This window comes from Pseudomonas sp. MNR3A (assembly GCF_009650575.1).
In the GTDB taxonomy this organism is placed as follows: domain Bacteria; phylum Pseudomonadota; class Gammaproteobacteria; order Pseudomonadales; family Pseudomonadaceae; genus Aquipseudomonas; species Aquipseudomonas machongensis.
The window spans coordinates 73,399-90,397 of record NZ_VZZS01000019.1 but is presented as its reverse complement, the minus strand read 5'-3'; the positions used below and the strand labels follow the sequence as shown (position 1 = coordinate 90,397).

Here is a 16,999-nt window from a genome sequence, read left to right as displayed (position 1 = left end):
AGGCCGCCCCAATATCAACGCGAAGCCGCCACGATCAAGGCCTTCATTTCTGCCACCGCCGCCTTGAAGCCGACGAACAGTGCATGGGCCACCAGGGCGTGGCCGATGTTCAGCTCATTGATCCCCTTGATCGCCGCCACTGCTTCGACGTTATGGTAGTGCAGGCCATGCCCGGCATTGACGATCAGCCCCTGCCCCACGCCAAAGGCCACGCCGTCGACGATACGCTTGAGCTCCTCGGCTACCTCGGTCGGGGTCTGTGCATCGGCATAGCGACCAGTATGCAACTCGATGGCCGGCGCGCCCACGCGACGCGACGCCTCGATCTGCCGTTCGTCGGCATCGATGAACAGCGACACCTCGGCGCCGGTGCGCGCCAGGCGCTCCACTGCAGCCTTGATCCGCGCCTCCTGACCTGCCACATCCAGGCCACCTTCGGTGGTCAGCTCCTGGCGGGTCTCGGGCACCAGGCAGATGTGTGCCGGACGGATCTTCTCGGCGAAAAGCATCATCTCTTCGGTGACGCCCATCTCGAAGTTCATGCGCGTTTGCAGCACGTCCTTGAGCAGCAGCACATCACGCTCCTGGATGTGCCGGCGGTCTTCGCGCAAATGCACGGTAATACCGTCGGCACCCGCTTCCTCGGCGTCCAGCGCGGCCTTGACCGGGTCCGGATAGCGGGTGCCCCGGGCCTGGCGCAGAGTGGCCACGTGATCGATGTTGACGCCGAGAAGCATGCGGTTGCTGTGAGTCACGAAAGGCTCTCCTGAAGATTGAGCCCCACAGCATACGACGTGCTCAACGCTTGCGAAACAGTTCCCGGCTGACCAGTGGCTTGGGCCCCAGGTGGACGGCCAGCGCCTGACGCATCAGGCGCTTGGCCGCAAGCAGCGCGCCCGGGGCATCCCAGTCGGCATCGGCCAGGGCCAACAGCTCCGTACCACTGAACAGCCCAGGCTGAAACAGCTCGACCCGCTCCAGCCCGGCGTCCACCTGGAGCCGATAGCGCCCCTCGGCGACGACCGCATCATCGTTCACGTCGTGGGTCAGCGAGAAGGCATAGCCCAGCTCGTCCAGCAGACGCCATTCGAAGGCCCGCAGCAGCGGCTCCAGCGGTCGGCCGGCAGCTAGCGCCTCGAGGGTCAGGGTGTAATGCTCGAACAGGGCAGGAAACGGCGCTTCGGCAGGAAGCAGGCGCATCAGCAACTCGTTGAGATACAGACCGCTGAACAGCGCGTCGCCGTGCAGCCACCCGGCAAGGCCGACCGTATCCAACCGACCGACGTTCTTCAACTCGCCCCGCCCGCGTAACTCGACTTCCAGCGGCACGAAAGGGCGCACCGGGCTACCGCCCTTGCCCCGTGCGCGCCGCAACACCGCCCGCACACGGCCTTGGGCGGTGAAGAAGTCCACCAACGCGCTGGTTTCCTTGTAGGCGCGGCTGTGCAGGACGTAGGCGGGTTGCGGGGTGGGTTGGTCCATGAGCGGTTACTCGGTCTCAGGCAAAGCGCACACCTGTAGGAGCGGGCTTGCCCGCGAAGAGGCCAGCCCAGGCACCGTGGATGCATGGCGCAGGCGTTGCTTGTGTTCGCGGGCAAGCCCGCTCCTACAAGGTGCGCGGCGAGGCTTAGAGGTCGCCGTAACCCAGCGAACGCAGGGCGCGTTCGTCATCGGACCAGCCGCCCTTGACCTTGACCCAGAGGTTGAGCATGACCTTGGAGTCGAACAACACCTCCATGTCCTTGCGGGCCTCGGAACCAATGCGTTTGATACGCTCGCCCTTGTCGCCGATGATGATCTTCTTCTGGCCGTCACGCTCGACCAGGATCAGGGCGTGGATGTGCAGGACATGCCCCTGCTGTTTGAATTCTTCGATCTCGACGGTGATCTGGTACGGCAGCTCGGCGCCGAGCTGGCGCATGATTTTCTCGCGTACCAGTTCGGCTGCCAGGAAGCGGCTGCTGCGGTCGGTGATCTGGTCTTCCGGGAAGAAGTGGTCGTTTTCCGGCAGGTGCTTGGCGATCTGGGCTTCCAGGGCGTCCAGATTGTGCCCCTGCTGAGCCGAGATCGGCATCACTTCGGCGTTCGGCAGTTGCTCCTGCAACCACTGCAGATGCGGGATCAACTCGGCCTTCTCTTCCATGCGGTCGGTCTTGTTGACCGCGATGATGAGCGGGCCGGTGACGTACTGCACACGCTCGAGCACCAACTGGTCCTCGTCGGTCCAGCGAGTGCGGTCGACCACGAAGATCACCACGTCGACATCCTTGAGCGCTGCCGAGGCGTTGCGGTTCATGTAGCGGTTCAAGGCCTTGTCGTTGGCCTTGTGCATACCGGGGGTGTCGACGTAGATCGCCTGCACATCACCTTCGGTCTTGATGCCGAGCATGTTGTGACGGGTGGTCTGCGGCTTGCGCGAAGTGATCGCCAGCTTCTGCCCGAGGATGTGGTTGAGCAGCGTGGACTTGCCCACGTTGGGGCGACCGACGATGGCCACGTAACCGCAGCGGGTCGGATTGTTCTCAGTCATTGCCATTCTCCACGCCCAAGGCGATCAGTGCGGCGGCAGCGGCGACCTGCTCGGCGATACGCCGGCTCACGCCCTGACCACGGCTCTTGTTGTTCAGCAGCACCACTTCGCATTCGACGAAGAAGGTGCGGCAATGAGGTTCGCCCTGGATATCCACCACTTCGTAGCGCGGCAGTTCGCAGGCACGCGACTGCAGATACTCCTGCAGACGGGTCTTGGGGTCTTTGTTGGTGTCGACCAGCGTCAACCCATCGAACTCGCCGGCCAGCCAGGCGAGAATGCGCTCGCGGGCGGTCTGCATGTCGGCGTCCAGATAGATCGCCCCGATCAGCGCTTCGAGTGCATCGGCAAGAATGGATTCACGGCGAAAACCACCGCTCTTGAGTTCGCCCGAGCCCAGGCGCAGATAGTCGCCCAGGTCGAAGCCGCGGGCCAGGCGGGCCAGGGTCTCACCCTTGACCAGCCGTGCGCGCAGGCGCGACAACTGGCCTTCGCGAGCCTGGGGGAAGCGCTCGAACAGCGCCTCGCCCGCCACGAAGTTGAGAATCGCATCACCGAGAAATTCCAGGCGCTCGTTGTTGCGCCCGGCATAACTGCGATGCGTGAGTGCCAGGAGCATCTGATCCTGGTTCTTGAAGGTATAGCCGAGCTTGCGCTCCAGGCGTTCGAGGGAAGCGCTCATGCAGCCACCCCTTCGTTGTTAAACGCGTTCAAATCAACATCCTGAAAGACTGTTTGGCTGTGTCACGCCGTCGTGCAGCGGCGAATTTACCCATCCCTGAGAACACAGCCTATGTCAGAAATGCATTCGGCGCTGTCTGTTGACAGCGCCGAAGGGTATCAATGGATCAGGCCGACCCGCGACAGGTTGGGGAAGTGGCTGAGCTTGGGCTCGGGCCAGCTCATCCAGACTGCGAAGGCCTTGCCGACGATGTTGCGGTCCGGGACCATGCCCTGCAGCTCGCGCGGGATGCTCGGATCGTCCCAGTAGCGGCTGTCGTTGGAGTTGTCGCGGTTGTCGCCCATCATGAAGTAATGCCCGGCAGGCACGGTCCACTGCTGGTCCGGCGGCATGCGGTAGCGGCTCATCTCCTTGCGGATCAGGTGCTCGGCTTCGCCCAGCTTCTCCTTGTACAGCTCGGCACTGCCCAACGATCCGGCTTCGGTGCCCACCAGTTGCTCGGCGACCAGTTGGTCGTTGACGTACAGGTGCTTCTCGTTGGTGTAGCGGATCCGGTCGCCCGGCAGGCCAACCACACGCTTGATGTAGTTGACGTTCGGGTCACTCGGGTAGCGGAACACCATGACGTCCCCGCGCTGCGGGTCACCGACCTCGATGACCTTCTTGTCGATCACCGGCAGGCGGATGCCGTAGGAGAACTTGTTCACCAGGATGAAGTCGCCCACTTCCAGGGTCGGCTTCATGGATCCCGACGGGATCTGGAAGGGTTCGACCAGGAACGAGCGCAGCACCAGCACGATGAACAACACCGGGAAGAACGACTTGCCGTACTCGACCAGCAACGGCTCCTTGTTCAGGCGTTCGACCACCGCAACTTCGGGCTGGCTGACGCTACCCTGGTAGTTGGCGATCGCCGCTCGCCGGCGCGGAGCCAGGAACAGCAGATCGATCAGACCCAACAGACCGCAGACAGCAACGGCGATGACTAGCAACAGCGGGAAATTTAGCGACATAGGACCTAGCTATCCAACCTGAGCACAGCGAGGAAGGCTTCCTGTGGGATCTCCACGTTGCCCACCTGCTTCATGCGTTTCTTACCGGCCTTCTGCTTCTCCAGCAGTTTCTTCTTACGGCTGACGTCACCGCCATAGCACTTAGCCAGTACGTTCTTTCTGAGCGCCTTGACAGTGGTCCGCGCAATGATCTGGCCGCCGATAGCTGCCTGGATCGCCACGTCGAACATCTGCCGAGGAATCAGTTCCTTCATCTTCTCGGTCAACGCACGACCTTTGTAGGCCGCGTTGTCACGATGCACGATCAATGCCAGGGCATCGACCTTGTCGCCGTTGATCAGCACGTCCAGCTTGACCAGGTTGGCCGACTGGTAGCGATCGAAATGATAGTCCAGCGAGGCGTAGCCGCGGCTGGTGGATTTGAGACGGTCGAAGAAGTCCAGCACCACTTCGTTCATCGGCATGTCGTAGCGCACCTGCACCTGGCTGCCGAGGAACTGCATGTCACGCTGAACGCCACGCTTCTCGATGCACAGGGTGATGACGTTGCCCAGGTGCTCCTGCGGCACGAGGATGGTCGCGGTGACGATCGGCTCGCGGAAATCGGCGACCGCCGAGACATCCGGCAGCTTCGACGGGTTGTCGACGACGATGGTTTCGCCGGTCTTGAGCTCCAGCTCGTAGATCACGCTTGGTGCCGTGGTGATCAGGTCCAGGTCGTATTCGCGCTCCAGGCGCTCCTGGATGATCTCCATGTGCAGCATGCCGAGGAAGCCGCAACGGAAGCCGAAGCCCAGTGCATCGGAGCTTTCCGGCATGTACTGCAGCGACGAGTCGTTGAGCGTCAGCTTCTGCAGGGCGTCGCGGAAGTCCTCGAAATCGTCGGAACTGACCGGGAACAGGCCGGCGTACACCTGCGGCTGGATCTTCTTGAAGCCTGGCAGCACTTCGACCTCAGGGGTCGAGGACAGCGTCAGGGTGTCGCCGACCGGCGCGCCATGAATGTCCTTGATGCTGGCGATGATGAAGCCCACTTCACCGGCCTTGAGATCGGCGGTGGCGGTGTGTTTCGGGGTGAAGACGCCGACGCTGTCGACCAGGTGCACCTTGCCGGTGGACTTGACCAGGATCTTGTCGCCCTTCTTGACCCGGCCCTGACGCACGCGTACCAGCGACACGACGCCCAGGTAGTTGTCGAACCAGGAGTCGATGATCAGCGCCTGCAAGGGTGCGTCGATCTCGCCTTCCGGCGCGGGGATAGTCTGTACCAGGCGCTCGAGCACCTCGTCCACGCCCATGCCGCTCTTGGCACTGCAGGCCACGGCGTCGGTGGCGTCGATGCCGATGATCTTCTCGATCTCGTCCTTGACGCGGTCCGGATCGGCCTGGGGCAGGTCCATCTTGTTCAGTACCGGCATGACCTCGAGGCCCTGCTCGATGGCGGTGTAGCAGTTGGCGACCGATTGCGCCTCGACGCCCTGGCCGGCATCGACCACCAGCAGCGCGCCCTCGCACGCCGCCAGCGAACGCGAGACTTCATAGGTGAAGTCGACGTGGCCGGGGGTATCGATGAAGTTCAACTGGTAGGTTTTGCCGTCCTGCGCCTTGTAGTGCAGCGTGACGCTGTGGGCCTTGATGGTGATACCGCGTTCACGCTCGAGGTCCATGGAGTCGAGGACCTGGGCTTCCATTTCGCGCGCCGTCAGGCCACCGCACATCTGGATGAAACGGTCGGCCAGCGTCGACTTGCCATGGTCGATGTGGGCGATGATGGAGAAATTGCGGATATGACTCAAATCACTCACGGGTCAACACTCGAAAAGGCTGCGAGCCGGACGCCCGCGGAAAAATAGCCGGGAATTGTACCTCAAGCCGGAGGGATATGGGAGATTCCTCTATCGCCACGCACACCTGCAAATGCGACATGAATTTGCTCGGCTCGCTGATGTTCCCACAGAAAATCATGACACGCTCATGAAAAAGGGCAGCCGAAGCTGCCCTTTCCTACCCTTCACTCAGCCTATTCAGCCAACTTGAAGGTGATGAAGCTGGCGCGCCCTTGTCGCAGCACACGCATCGATACCGAACGATTCTTCGGCAGGTCCTTGGCGATCTCGGTAAATTGCTTGGCCGAGCTGATCGCCTGGTTGTTCAGATGGCTGATAACGTCGCCCGGACGCAGGCCAATAAGGGCAGCCGGGCCATCCTGAACCTCCTTGATGACCACGCCGCCCTTGAGCTCGAGCGACTTCTTCTGCTCGTCGCTGAGGTCGGCGACGGAGACGCCCAGGCGGTTGCTGTTGCGCTCCACGCCGGCCTGACCACCGGTGCCAATGTCGGCATCGTCTTCAGGGAGTGCGCCGACAGTGATGTCCAGGGTCTGGCGCTTGCCTTCGCGAATGATTTCGAGCTTGGCTTTCTGGCCATCCTTGAGACCGCCGACCAGGTGTGGCAGGTCTGCGGACATGATGATCGGCTGGCCGTTCATGCTCAGGATCACGTCACCGACCTGCAGGCCGCCCTTGGCCGCAGGACCGTTTTCCAGCACCTGGGCCACCAGGGCGCCGGCAGGCTTGTCGAGCCCGAAGGATTCAGCCAGGTCCTTGTTCACTTCCTGGATCACCACGCCGAGCCAGCCGCGACTGACCTTGCCGTCTTTCTTCAACTGGTTCGAGACATCGATCGCCACGTCGATCGGGATGGCGAACGACAGACCCATGAAACCGCCGGAGCGGGTGAAGATCTGCGAGTTGATACCTACGACCTCGCCCTTCATGTTGAACAGCGGGCCGCCGGAGTTACCCGGGTTGATCGCGACGTCGGTCTGGATGAACGGCACATAGGTGTCGTTGGGCAAGGTGCGCCCCTTGGCGCTGACGATACCTTTGGTCACCGAATGATCGAAGCCGAACGGCGAGCCAATGGCCAGCACCCACTCACCGACCTTCAGCTTCTCGGAATCGCCCAGTTTGACGGTCGGCAGATTCTTGCCATCGACCTTGAGCAGTGCAACGTCGGTGCGCGGGTCGGTGCCGACCAGCTTGGCCTGCAACTCGCTGCGGTCGGACAGGCGGACGATGATTTCGTCGGCGTCGGCAACTACATGGTTGTTGGTCAGGACATAGCCATCACTGGAGATGATGAAGCCCGAGCCCAAGGACTGCGCTTCACGCTGGCGGTCGCCGCCACGCGGGGAACGCGGCTGCTGCGGCATGTTGCGCTCGAAAAACTCGCGGAACATCGGCGGCAGGCCTTCCAGATCGGGCATCTGCCCAGCGGCCACGCGACGGTCCGGCAGCTTTTGCTTGGTACTGATGTTGACCACTGCCGGCGAGGCCTGCTCGACCAGGGTGGTGAAATCCGGCAGGGCTTCTTCGGCCTGGGCGGTGAGCACCTGGCCGAGCATCAGCACGGCGGCGAACATCGATAGGTAGGTTTTCAAGCGTGGTATTGACATACGGCTCCCGTCACAACGAGCGTAGTTAGCAGAAGGGCCCCTGCAGATGCAGGAAAGGCCAGACTCCAGGGAGTCTGACCTATAGGAAATTTACCAGTTGATTGCAAATGACAATGCTTTAATTTCATGTCAGCTGCATGCCTGGCAGCTTGTAGGAAGGGTCTGCGACGGTCATTGCCGTGCCTGGACATCCTGGGCGCGCATCGACAGCGCCACGCGCTCGGCAGTGCCCAGCGGAATCTCTCCGACCACGGTCACCATGACCTTGCCCTTGGGCGTGTTCAGATGCCGCGAAACAGCGACAGTCGGCCCCAGTTGCGCACGGGTGTCGGTACCGGCGTCTTCCTTGATCGGCTCGAGAAAGACCGAAAAACGTGCCAGCCCATCGTCGTACATCAGACTGCTGACGGTACTGTTGCGTTCCGGATCACGGCGAATAGCACTGTTGACCAACTCGAACCCCGGCGGCAGCCAGTCGGAACGCCAGCCAGCGACTGTTTCGGATTTGGTCGCCGCAAGACGTTCCACCGGCTTGCACGCGGCACTGGCCTGCAGGTCGCGATCGGTCGGCACATCATCGGTGTCCAGGCGGGTCATCTGGAAGCGCTCGAGCAACTGCCCCTTGTCGTTGAGCATCAACGAACGCAGCGGCAGGCCGGTCTGGCGATCCAGGTGAAGCTCAAAGGCGTAGCGGTGCTGGTCGCGTGGCGTGAGCGTGACGATCACCGCGTCGCGCCCGGCGATTCGGGCCTTGCCAGCCACACCCAGGTCGTACCAGCTCATCAGCTTCAAAGGATCTAGTAAACGCGGGGCGGAATCGGGCGGTGTACCGACCCCGCTGACCAGGGAACCACTGACGCACTGCACCTTGCCATTGACCCGCACGATTTCCTGGGCGGCGCCATCAAGCTGCAACAGCCGCTCGCTGACCTTGCCGTCCTGGACTCGATGCCAGATATCGTGGGAAGAAAAACTGCCGTTACGTTCGTAGACGAAAGAACCCTGGTAACTCTGCCCTTGCTCGGCCTGTGCCAGCTTGTTAAGCCACTCGCTCGCCTCGGGCGAAGAGTTGGCCGCCAATACCGGCACCGTCATGCAACTGCCGAGCAGCAGCGACAGAAGAGGTAGCGCGCGCATGAGCCTCCTTACTTAGCGATTTTCCAGGCTGGCGGCGCGGGCATAAGGCAGAGCGGTTTCGGTGCCCTTCAGCGCAGACTCCTGAGCGTGCTGGCGCAGATAACCTGGCAGACGCTGATCCCAGCCAGCCTGATTCTGCAGCACACCGTTGGCCATCGGACCGGTCGGTTGCTCACTGCTTTCACTATAGCCTGCCAGAACGGCTGGGCCCTGAGCCTGTGGCACGGTGATGCCCTGCTGCACAGGCTGCTGCGAAGCGAGTTGCGCACCGTTGATCTCGTCCTGGTTGTACAGGCGTACGCCTGCCAGCACAGCGACGGTCACCGAGGCGGCAACGGCCAGGCGGCCAATGCTGCGCCACGGGCCACGCTTGGCCTTGACCGGTACGGCTTCATCGGCCAGCGCAGCCGAAACGGCCGAGGCGATGTCGAGCTTGGGCAGCAGCAGTTCCTTGTGCATGGCTGCGCGAGCGACCTGGTAACGCGACCAGGTGGCACGGGTCTCGGCATCATCGACCGCGTTCAGCACGCGACGTAATTCCAGTTCGTCCGCTTCGTTATCCATTACCGCGGACAGCGATTCCTGCAAAGCTTCACGACTCATGGCGGTTCCTCTCTTGGCTGTCGCCGCTGTCTCAGGTTTCCTGCAACAGGGGTTGCAGGGCTTTGTCTATGGCCTCCCGAGCGCGGAAGATTCGAGAGCGCACGGTACCCACTGGACATTGCATGACACTCGCAATGTCTTCGTAACTCAGTCCGTCGAACTCGCGCAGGGTCAGTGCTGTGCGCAGGTCTTCGGGCAGTTGCTGGATGGTGCGATGGACAGTGCCTTCGATTTCATCCCGCAACAACGAGCGCTCTGGGGACTCGAGATCCTTGAGACCATGATCGCCGTCGTAGAACTCCGCATCCTCGGAGCTCACATCGCTGTCTGGCGGCCGTCTTCCACGGGACACCAGGTAATTCTTCGCCGTGTTGATGGCGATGCGGTACAGCCACGTGTAGAACGCACTGTCACCGCGGAAGTTGCCAAGCGCACGATAGGCCTTGATGAACGCTTCCTGTGCCACGTCCTGCGCTTCATGGGTGTCGTGTACAAAACGCACGATCAACCCGAGAATCTTGTGCTGATACTTCAGCACCAACAGATCGAACGCTCGCCTGTCACCGCGCTGCACGCGCTCGACAAGCTGCTGATCCTCTTCCTGGGTTAGCATGAACACTCCTCAGTGAACTCAAAGGAGCGTTGCGACAGCCATCGTTCAGGCTTGCAACCATAGACTCGGGCTTTGCGCAAAAGTTCTCCCCTCCAAGCAAGTTTCCTGCGGCCTCTGGTCGGCTCGCACGAAAAAGACACAGCGCGGTCGCAGCCGGCTGCGTCGATAATCGGTGTTTCGAATACACAGGTTTCAGCCCGGGTAGAGCTGCTGTCCTGCGTCGCCTCGGCAATCGTGGCAGACGGGCAGCCTTCTTGAGATTTGCAGGGGTGCTGGAAAGTTCCCACAAAGTCGCCGCGCCCGCGCAACCGCCATTGGAAATCCGACGCCGGGGGCTGCTATAAAGGCATCCCGGCACTTTTCCAATAGTTTCACAATGCCATATACGCATGCCTATTGTGCCGCTCCCCTTCCCTAGTTACTAGTGTCCCGACATGAGCCAACAATTCCAACATGATGTCCTGGTGATCGGCAGTGGCGCCGCCGGTCTCAGCCTGGCACTGAACCTTCCCAGCCACCTGCGCGTTGCCGTGCTGAGCAAGGGCGACCTCGCCAATGGCTCTACCTTCTGGGCCCAGGGAGGTGTCGCCGCAGTACTGGACGACACCGACACGGTGCAGTCGCACGTCGAGGACACGCTCAATGCAGGCGCAGGCCTGTGCCATGAAGACGCCGTGCGCTTCACCGTCGAGCACAGCCGCGAAGCCATCGAGTGGCTGATCGAGCAGGGCGTGCCTTTCACGCGCGACGAACACCACGGCGTCGACGACGGCGGCTTCGAGTTCCACCTCACCCGTGAAGGCGGTCACAGCCACCGCCGCATCATCCATGCCGCCGATGCCACGGGCGCCGCGATATTCACCACCCTTCTGGAACAGGCACGCCAGCGCCCGAACATCGACCTGCTCGAACAGCGTGTGGCCGTGGACCTGATCACCGAGCGGCGCCTGGGCCTGCCCGGCGACCGCTGCCTGGGCGCCTACGTGCTCGACCGCAACAGCGGCGAGGTAGACACCTTCGGCGCGCGCTTCACGGTATTGGCGACTGGCGGTGCAGCCAAGGTCTATCTCTACACCAGCAACCCCGACGGCGCCTGCGGTGATGGCATTGCCATGGCCTGGCGCGCTGGCTGTCGGGTGGCGAATCTTGAGTTCAACCAGTTCCACCCCACCTGCCTGTACCACCCGCAAGCCAAGAGCTTCCTGATCACCGAGGCCCTGCGCGGCGAAGGCGCACTGCTGCGCCTGCCCAACGGCGAGCGTTTCATGCCGCGCTTCGACCCACGTGAAGAGTTGGCGCCACGGGATATCGTCGCCCGCGCCATCGACCATGAAATGAAGCGCCTGGGCGTGGACTGCGTGTACCTGGATATCACCCACAAACCTGTCGAGTTCATCAAGAGCCACTTCCCCACGGTCTACGAACGCTGCCTGACCTTCGGCATCGACATCACGCGCCAGCCAATCCCCGTGGTACCGGCGGCCCACTACACGTGCGGCGGCGTGATGGTCGATGAGCGCGGGCACACCGACGTGCCGGGCCTGTATGCCATCGGCGAAACCAGTTTCACCGGCCTGCACGGGGCCAACCGCATGGCCAGCAACTCGCTGCTGGAGTGCTTCGTCTACGGACGTGCGGCGGCAGCGGACATCGAGGCGCACCTGGACGAAGTCAGCAGATCGCAGGCCCTGCCTTGTTGGGATGCCAGCCAGGTCACCGATTCGGATGAGGACGTGATCATCGCGCACAACTGGGACGAACTGCGGCGATTCATGTGGGACTACGTGGGCATCGTGCGCACCAGCAAGCGCCTGCAGCGCGCCGAGCACCGGGTGCGTCTGCTGCTCGACGAAATCGACGAGTTCTACAGCAACTACAAGGTCAGCCGCGACCTGATCGAGCTGCGCAACCTGGCGCAGGTGGCCGAGCTGATGATTCGCTCGGCGATGCAGCGCAAGGAAAGCCGTGGGCTGCACTACACCCTGGATTATCCGGGGATGCTGGATGAGGCCAGGGATACGGTACTCAGCCCGACCTGAGCCTGGCGCCGACCTTTTCGCCTTTGGCGACTTGCCCGCGAGGAGGTCGGCAACTCTCACCTCACTCTGGCGCCATCACCCACCGGCGCCGGCTGAACTTCAAGCGCACACGAAGCCGCCGGTGTTCATCCGCCGTCAGCGTATCCCTTGGAATGCACTGACTCTGGGCAACCCGCCGCCCGTCGCGCACGAAGCGCAACACCACTATCCGCGGCAGAGCGACGCTGTCACGACACAACCTTATCCGCTCCCAGCCACAGGCACAGCTGAACGCCTGCCAGCCACGCGCATCACGGCGCAAGCCAGTCACGGCATCGGGATGAGTCAGAAGGATACGGCGGGGAATCACCCAACAGGCATGGGCGAGGCAGCCAATCAGTGCACAAGCTGCCAACCACCAGGGCAACTCGACTGACCACAGGGTGGCGAGCGCCAGCGCCTGCCCGCAAAGATAGGCCGTCAGCAGCAGGCGCGAGCCTTGCCAACGGCACTCGAAGCACTCACTTGGGCTGGACACGGTCCAGGATGATGCGGACCATGCGCTGCAGCTCAGGGTCTTCGGATTCGTTACGCTCCATGAACCAGCCGAACATGTCCTGGTCCTCGCAGGTCAACAGGCGGCGGTACAGTTCGCGATCCGCTTCGCTCAGGTTCGGGTAGACCTCTTGAGTGAAGGGGACGAGCAGCACGTCCAGCTCCAGCATGCCGCGGCGGCTGTGCCAGAAAAGCCGGTTGAGTTCAGTTTGTTCGACCATGGGGCCCTCCTCGAATGGTCGCGCAGTATACCGCGCTGCAACCGCAGCGGCACGAGGCATTGGTCTAGTCACCTACCTATTTTGTTACTGGCGTTCTATGATGGCCGCCAGTCTTTATAGCTACCGCGATGACCCATGGCCGACTCCGCTTTCTTCTGTCCCCTGTCCCACGAGGGCATCCTCGCTGTCCGCGGCTCCGACGCCGGAAAATTCCTGCAAGGCCAGCTGACCTGCAACCTCGACTACCTGAATCTGCAGCACGCCAGTCTCGGCGCGCGCTGCATGGTCAAAGGCCGCATGCAATCCAGCTTCCGCATCCTGCCCGAGGGCAATGGCTACCTCCTTGCCATGGCCAGCGAACTGCTCGAGGCGCAACTGGCGGACCTGAAGAAGTACGCGGTCTTTTCCAAGGCCACGCTGACCGACGAAAGTACCGCCTGGGTGCGCTTCGGCTTGCAGCAGGGCGATGCCGCGCTGCAGGCGCTGGGGCTTGAAACACCGCAGGCAGCCGGCGCCACGGTGCGTCATGAAGGGCTTTTGGCCATCGCCGTCTCGCCCGCTCGCGTCGAATTGTGGGTGCCCGCCGAACAATCCGCCAACGTGCGCGAGACCCTCGCCGCCGCGCTGCCCGAAGGCACCCTGGATGCCTGGCTGCTGGGCCAGATCCGCGCCGGCATCGGCCAGGTCATGGGCCCGACCCGTGAACTGTTCATCCCGCAGATGATCAACCTGCAGGCCGTCGACGGTGTGAGCTTCAAGAAGGGCTGCTATACCGGCCAGGAAATCGTCGCGCGCATGCAGTACCTGGGCAAGCTCAAGCGTCGCCAGTATCGCCTCTCGCTGCCCGTGGACGAAGCGCCCGCACCAGGCGCAGAAATCTTCTCGCCCACCCACGGCTCGTCTGTCGGCGAGGTAGTCATCGCGGCACCCGCCGAGCAAGGTGTCGAACTGCTGGCAGTGCTCAGCGCCGACTCGGTGGAAGATGACAACCTGCACCTGGGCAGCCTCGAAGGGCCACGCCTGACCCTGCTGGACCTGCCTTACGAACTGGACCGCGACCGGGAAATCCAGCGCTGACCAGCCCGCCCCGCCGCTGCGGCGGGGCAGCCCCATCACTGCGGTAGAGAAGTCCATGAACAAGCTGGCCGAGATGGTTCAAGCGCAGTTGCTCGCTGCCATCGACAACGACGACCTGGTCCTGCCCACGCTGCCAGAGGTTGCCCTGAGCATCCGCGAAGCCGCCGAAGACAGCGAAATCAGCGTGGCCGCCTTGAGCCGCGTGATCGGTCGCGATGCCGCGCTCTCGGCGCGCCTGATCAAGGTGGTCAACAGCCCGCTGCTGCGCGCACTGGTGGAGGTCACCGACCTGCACACCGCGATCACGCGCCTGGGCGTCAACTACAGCTGCAACCTGGCCATCGGCCTGGTGATCGAACAGATCTTCCATGCCCGCTCGGCGGCGGTGGAGCACAAGTTGCGCGATATCTGGGAAAACAGCCTGGAAGTAGCGGGCATCAGTTACGAAATATGCAGGCGCTACACCCACCTCAAACCCGATCAGGCCACCCTGGGTGGGCTCGTGCACCAGATCGGCGCCCTGCCGGTGCTGATCTACGCCGAAGAGCACAACGAGCTGCTGTCCGACCCCGTGTGCCTGCACTATGTCATCGAGCAGATTCAACCGGTGCTGGGCGACAAGATCCTCAGCGCCTGGGAGTTTCCAGAGCAACTGGTCAACCTGCCCAGCCAGGTCCAGAACCTGGAGCGCGAGACCGACAAGATCGACTACATCGGCATCGTCCAGATCGCCCGTTCGCTCAGCCTGCGCGGGCGCGGCCAGCCCTTGACCAGCCTCCCCGCCTATAAGCTGCTGCGCCTGCCGGAGGGCAAGGAGCTGGACCTGATGGAACTGGTCGAGGCGCGGGACATGTTGCGCTGAATGCCGCGGGTGCGGCGGTCAATCCGCGATGAAACTCACCCGCACCTTCAAACCGCCGTTGTCGCCATCATGCAGGCTGATCTGCGCCAGATGCGCACGACAAATTTCGCCGACGATCGCCAACCCCAGCCCACTGCCCTGGGCACTGCGCCGGTAGAAGCGCTCGAACACACGCTCGCGATCATCCAGTGGAATCCCCGGGCCATCGTCCTCGACCTCCAGTACGGCGGGGGCCAGCACCCGCAGAATCACGTTGCCGCCCATCGGCGTATGGGCCAGTGCATTGTCCACCAGGTTGCTGAGCAGCTCGTTGAGCAAGGTCGGTTCTCCCTTGAGCCACACCGGCGCCTCGGCTTCCAGCGCCAGGGCAACACCACGGGCATGGGCCAGCGGTGCCATCGCCATGCCCAGTTCGCGGGCCAGCTGGCTGAGGTCCAGGCGCTTTGCACCGCCTTCGGCGATCGCCCGCGCGCCATTTTCCACCCGGGCCAGCGACAGCAGCTGGTTGGCCAGGTGGGTAAGGCGATCAGTACCCTGGGCCGCGGACTCCAAGGTCTGGCGCCACTCCTCGGGCTCCCGCGAGCGCAAGCCCAACTCCACCCGCGCCTTGAGCGCCGCCAGCGGTGTGCGCAACTCGTGGGCGGCATCGGCGATGAACTGCGCCTGGCGCTCGAACTGCCCACGCAGCCGCTCGGTGAAATGGTTCAAGGCCCGCACCAGCGGCCCCAGCTCATGCTGTACCTGCACCACCGGCAGGGCCCTCAGGTCGTCGGGCTGACGGGCTTCCACCGCCGTGCGCAGGCGCTCCAGCGGACGCAGCGCAGCACTGACTGCAAACCACACCATCACCAGCGCACCCAGCGCAAGCATGCCCAGGCGCAGCAAGGTATCGGCCATCAGCCCACGCGCCATGCTCACCCGCGCCTCTTCGGTCTCGGCCACGCGGATCTCGGCCATGCCGTTCATGTTCGGCTCGCTGACAGCCTTGAGCAGGCTCACCACGCGCACGTCCTGCCCCAGGTAGGTGGCGTTGTAGAAGCGCGCCAGCGCCGGATAGTCGTCGGTGCGCGGCGTGCCAGGCGGCGGCGGCGGCAGCTTCTCGTAACCGGAAATCAACTTCTGGTGGATATCCAGCACCTGGTAGTAGATGCGTCCGGCGCTGTCGTAGGCAAAGGTGTCCAGCGCGACGTAGGGCACATCGGCGCTGAGCGTGCCATCACGCTGGGAAAGGCCGGCGGCAATGGTCCGCGCCGAGGCCAGCAGCGTGCGGTCATAGGCGGTGTCGGCGGCCTCGCGGCCATTCCAGTATGCGCTCAGGCCACTGGCCAACATCAGCACCACGAGCAACAGCGCCAGGTTGCCGAGCAGGCGCGCGCGCAGGCTGCCGTTGTCACGCATCACGATGCTCGAGCAGGTAGCCCAGACCGCGGAAGGTGACGATGGCCACCGGATGGCCATCGAGCTTCTTGCGCAGACGATGGATGTAGATCTCGATGGCATCGGGGCTGGCTTCTTCGTCCAGGCCAAACACCTGGGCGGCCAATTGCTCCTTGCTCATCACCCGCCCGGGACGGGCGATCAGCGCCTCGAGCACGCTCTGTTCCCGCGAGGTCAAGGTCAGCGGCTCGTCACCCAGCGCAAAGCGCCGCGTGTCCAGGTCGTACACCAGGGGCCCGCAACGCTGCTGACGTTCGCCACCGAGCACGCTACGGCGCAGCAGGGCCTTGACCCGCGCCTCAAGCTCGGTGAGCTCGAAAGGCTTGGCCAGGTAGTCGTCGGCCCCAAGGTTCAGGCCGTGCACGCGGTCCTTGACGTCGCTGCGCGCGGTGAGCATCAGCACCGGCAGGGTCTTGCCCCGCGAGCGCAGGCGCGCCAGCACCTCGAAGCCGTCCATGCGCGGCAGGCCGACATCCAGCACGGCGACAGCATAGTCCTCGCTGGCCAGGGCCAGGTCGGCGGCGACGCCGTCATGCAGCACATCCACGGTCAAGCCCTGGCTCTTGAGGGCCTGGGCCACGCTTTCAGCCAACGGCAGATGGTCTTCGACCAGCAGCACACGCATCGGATTCTCCCTGCTCGGGTTGGGCGGTGGCGCGGAGTGTAACGCCGTCGTGGGGACTGTGAAGCCCTTGTGACAAACCTTTCGCGCTGAAAGGTTAGCGAAAGGTTCGCCACCTAGCATCGCACCACGGTCGCTCCACGCGCCGAAAAAAGCACCAGCAAGGTGCAAC

At 63.1% G+C, this 16,999-nt stretch carries 17 protein-coding genes; 3 read left to right on the top strand and 14 right to left on the bottom strand.

What is annotated here, in order from left to right; genetic code table 11:
- Nucleotides 1–14 precede the first annotated feature (14 nt).
- The 10 genes from pdxJ to rpoE all read right to left on the bottom strand — a co-directional run bounded on the left by pdxJ (nucleotide 15) and on the right by rpoE (nucleotide 10,035).
- On the bottom strand, nucleotides 15–737 hold the full coding sequence (pdxJ, locus tag F6X62_RS14905; protein WP_232233620.1) for a pyridoxine 5'-phosphate synthase: 723 nt from the start codon (nucleotides 735–737) through the stop codon (nucleotides 15–17).
- Between the two features lie 61 nt (nucleotides 738–798).
- On the bottom strand, nucleotides 799–1,482 hold the full coding sequence (gene recO / locus F6X62_RS14900; protein ID WP_054891832.1) for a DNA repair protein RecO: 684 nt from the start codon (nucleotides 1,480–1,482) through the stop codon (nucleotides 799–801).
- A gap of 145 nt (nucleotides 1,483–1,627) precedes the next feature.
- Nucleotides 1,628–2,530, bottom strand: coding sequence for a GTPase Era (gene era / locus F6X62_RS14895; RefSeq protein ID WP_054891833.1), 903 nt, complete (start codon nucleotides 2,528–2,530; stop codon nucleotides 1,628–1,630).
- Complete coding sequence (gene rnc / locus F6X62_RS14890) at nucleotides 2,523–3,212, bottom strand: ribonuclease III (protein WP_054891834.1); 690 nt, start codon at nucleotides 3,210–3,212, stop codon at nucleotides 2,523–2,525. The genes era and rnc overlap by 8 nt, the downstream gene beginning before the upstream one ends.
- A gap of 158 nt (nucleotides 3,213–3,370) precedes the next feature.
- Nucleotides 3,371–4,225 carry a signal peptidase I gene (lepB, locus tag F6X62_RS14885; RefSeq protein WP_054891835.1) on the bottom strand — a complete coding sequence of 285 codons (855 nt, stop codon included), beginning with the start codon at nucleotides 4,223–4,225 and terminating at the stop codon, nucleotides 3,371–3,373.
- A gap of 5 nt (nucleotides 4,226–4,230) precedes the next feature.
- Nucleotides 4,231–6,030, bottom strand: coding sequence for a translation elongation factor 4 (gene lepA / locus F6X62_RS14880; protein ID WP_054891836.1), 1,800 nt, complete (start codon nucleotides 6,028–6,030; stop codon nucleotides 4,231–4,233).
- Nucleotides 6,031–6,245: 215 nt separating this feature from the next.
- Complete coding sequence (locus F6X62_RS14875) at nucleotides 6,246–7,649, bottom strand: DegQ family serine endoprotease (RefSeq protein WP_371264425.1); 1,404 nt, start codon at nucleotides 7,647–7,649, stop codon at nucleotides 6,246–6,248.
- 204 nt (nucleotides 7,650–7,853) lie between these two features.
- Nucleotides 7,854–8,819 (bottom strand): MucB/RseB C-terminal domain-containing protein, encoded by a 966-nt coding sequence (locus F6X62_RS14870; protein ID WP_153773991.1) that lies wholly within the window; start codon nucleotides 8,817–8,819, stop codon nucleotides 7,854–7,856.
- A gap of 12 nt (nucleotides 8,820–8,831) precedes the next feature.
- Nucleotides 8,832–9,422, bottom strand: a complete 591-nt coding sequence (locus tag F6X62_RS14865) for a sigma-E factor negative regulatory protein (RefSeq protein ID WP_125930590.1) — start codon at nucleotides 9,420–9,422, stop codon at nucleotides 8,832–8,834.
- Nucleotides 9,423–9,453: 31 nt separating this feature from the next.
- Nucleotides 9,454–10,035 (bottom strand): RNA polymerase sigma factor RpoE, encoded by a 582-nt coding sequence (rpoE, locus tag F6X62_RS14860; RefSeq protein ID WP_003252049.1) that lies wholly within the window; start codon nucleotides 10,033–10,035, stop codon nucleotides 9,454–9,456.
- Between the two features lie 434 nt (nucleotides 10,036–10,469).
- Between rpoE and nadB the strand changes: the two genes are divergently transcribed.
- The gene (gene nadB / locus F6X62_RS14855; protein WP_153773990.1) at nucleotides 10,470–12,074 is read left to right on the top strand and encodes an L-aspartate oxidase; all 1,605 of its coding nucleotides are present in this window, start codon (nucleotides 10,470–10,472) and stop codon (nucleotides 12,072–12,074) included.
- Between the two features lie 61 nt (nucleotides 12,075–12,135).
- Here the strand turns inward: nadB and F6X62_RS25440 are convergent, their stop codons facing one another.
- Both F6X62_RS25440 and F6X62_RS14850 read right to left on the bottom strand, forming a co-directional pair.
- A complete protein-coding gene (locus F6X62_RS25440) occupies nucleotides 12,136–12,591 on the bottom strand; it encodes a protein YgfX (protein ID WP_256674041.1) in 456 nt (151 codons plus the stop codon).
- A complete protein-coding gene (locus F6X62_RS14850; RefSeq protein ID WP_054891841.1) occupies nucleotides 12,575–12,829 on the bottom strand; it encodes a succinate dehydrogenase assembly factor 2 in 255 nt (84 codons plus the stop codon). The genes F6X62_RS25440 and F6X62_RS14850 overlap by 17 nt, the downstream gene beginning before the upstream one ends.
- 135 nt (nucleotides 12,830–12,964) lie before the next feature.
- On the opposite strand from F6X62_RS14850, the gene F6X62_RS14845 reads away from it, so the two are divergent.
- Nucleotides 12,965–13,906, top strand: a complete 942-nt coding sequence (locus tag F6X62_RS14845; protein ID WP_153773989.1) for a folate-binding protein YgfZ — start codon at nucleotides 12,965–12,967, stop codon at nucleotides 13,904–13,906.
- Between the two features lie 55 nt (nucleotides 13,907–13,961).
- Nucleotides 13,962–14,768 (top strand): HDOD domain-containing protein, encoded by an 807-nt coding sequence (locus F6X62_RS14840; RefSeq protein WP_054891843.1) that lies wholly within the window; start codon nucleotides 13,962–13,964, stop codon nucleotides 14,766–14,768.
- An 18-nt stretch (nucleotides 14,769–14,786) separates the two neighbouring features.
- Here the strand turns inward: F6X62_RS14840 and F6X62_RS14835 are convergent, their stop codons facing one another.
- Both F6X62_RS14835 and F6X62_RS14830 read right to left on the bottom strand, forming a co-directional pair.
- On the bottom strand, nucleotides 14,787–16,166 hold the full coding sequence (locus tag F6X62_RS14835) for a sensor histidine kinase (RefSeq protein WP_054891844.1): 1,380 nt from the start codon (nucleotides 16,164–16,166) through the stop codon (nucleotides 14,787–14,789).
- Nucleotides 16,159–16,830 (bottom strand): response regulator, encoded by a 672-nt coding sequence (locus F6X62_RS14830; protein WP_054891845.1) that lies wholly within the window; start codon nucleotides 16,828–16,830, stop codon nucleotides 16,159–16,161. The genes F6X62_RS14835 and F6X62_RS14830 overlap by 8 nt, the downstream gene beginning before the upstream one ends.
- Between the last annotated feature and the right edge of the window lie 169 nt (nucleotides 16,831–16,999).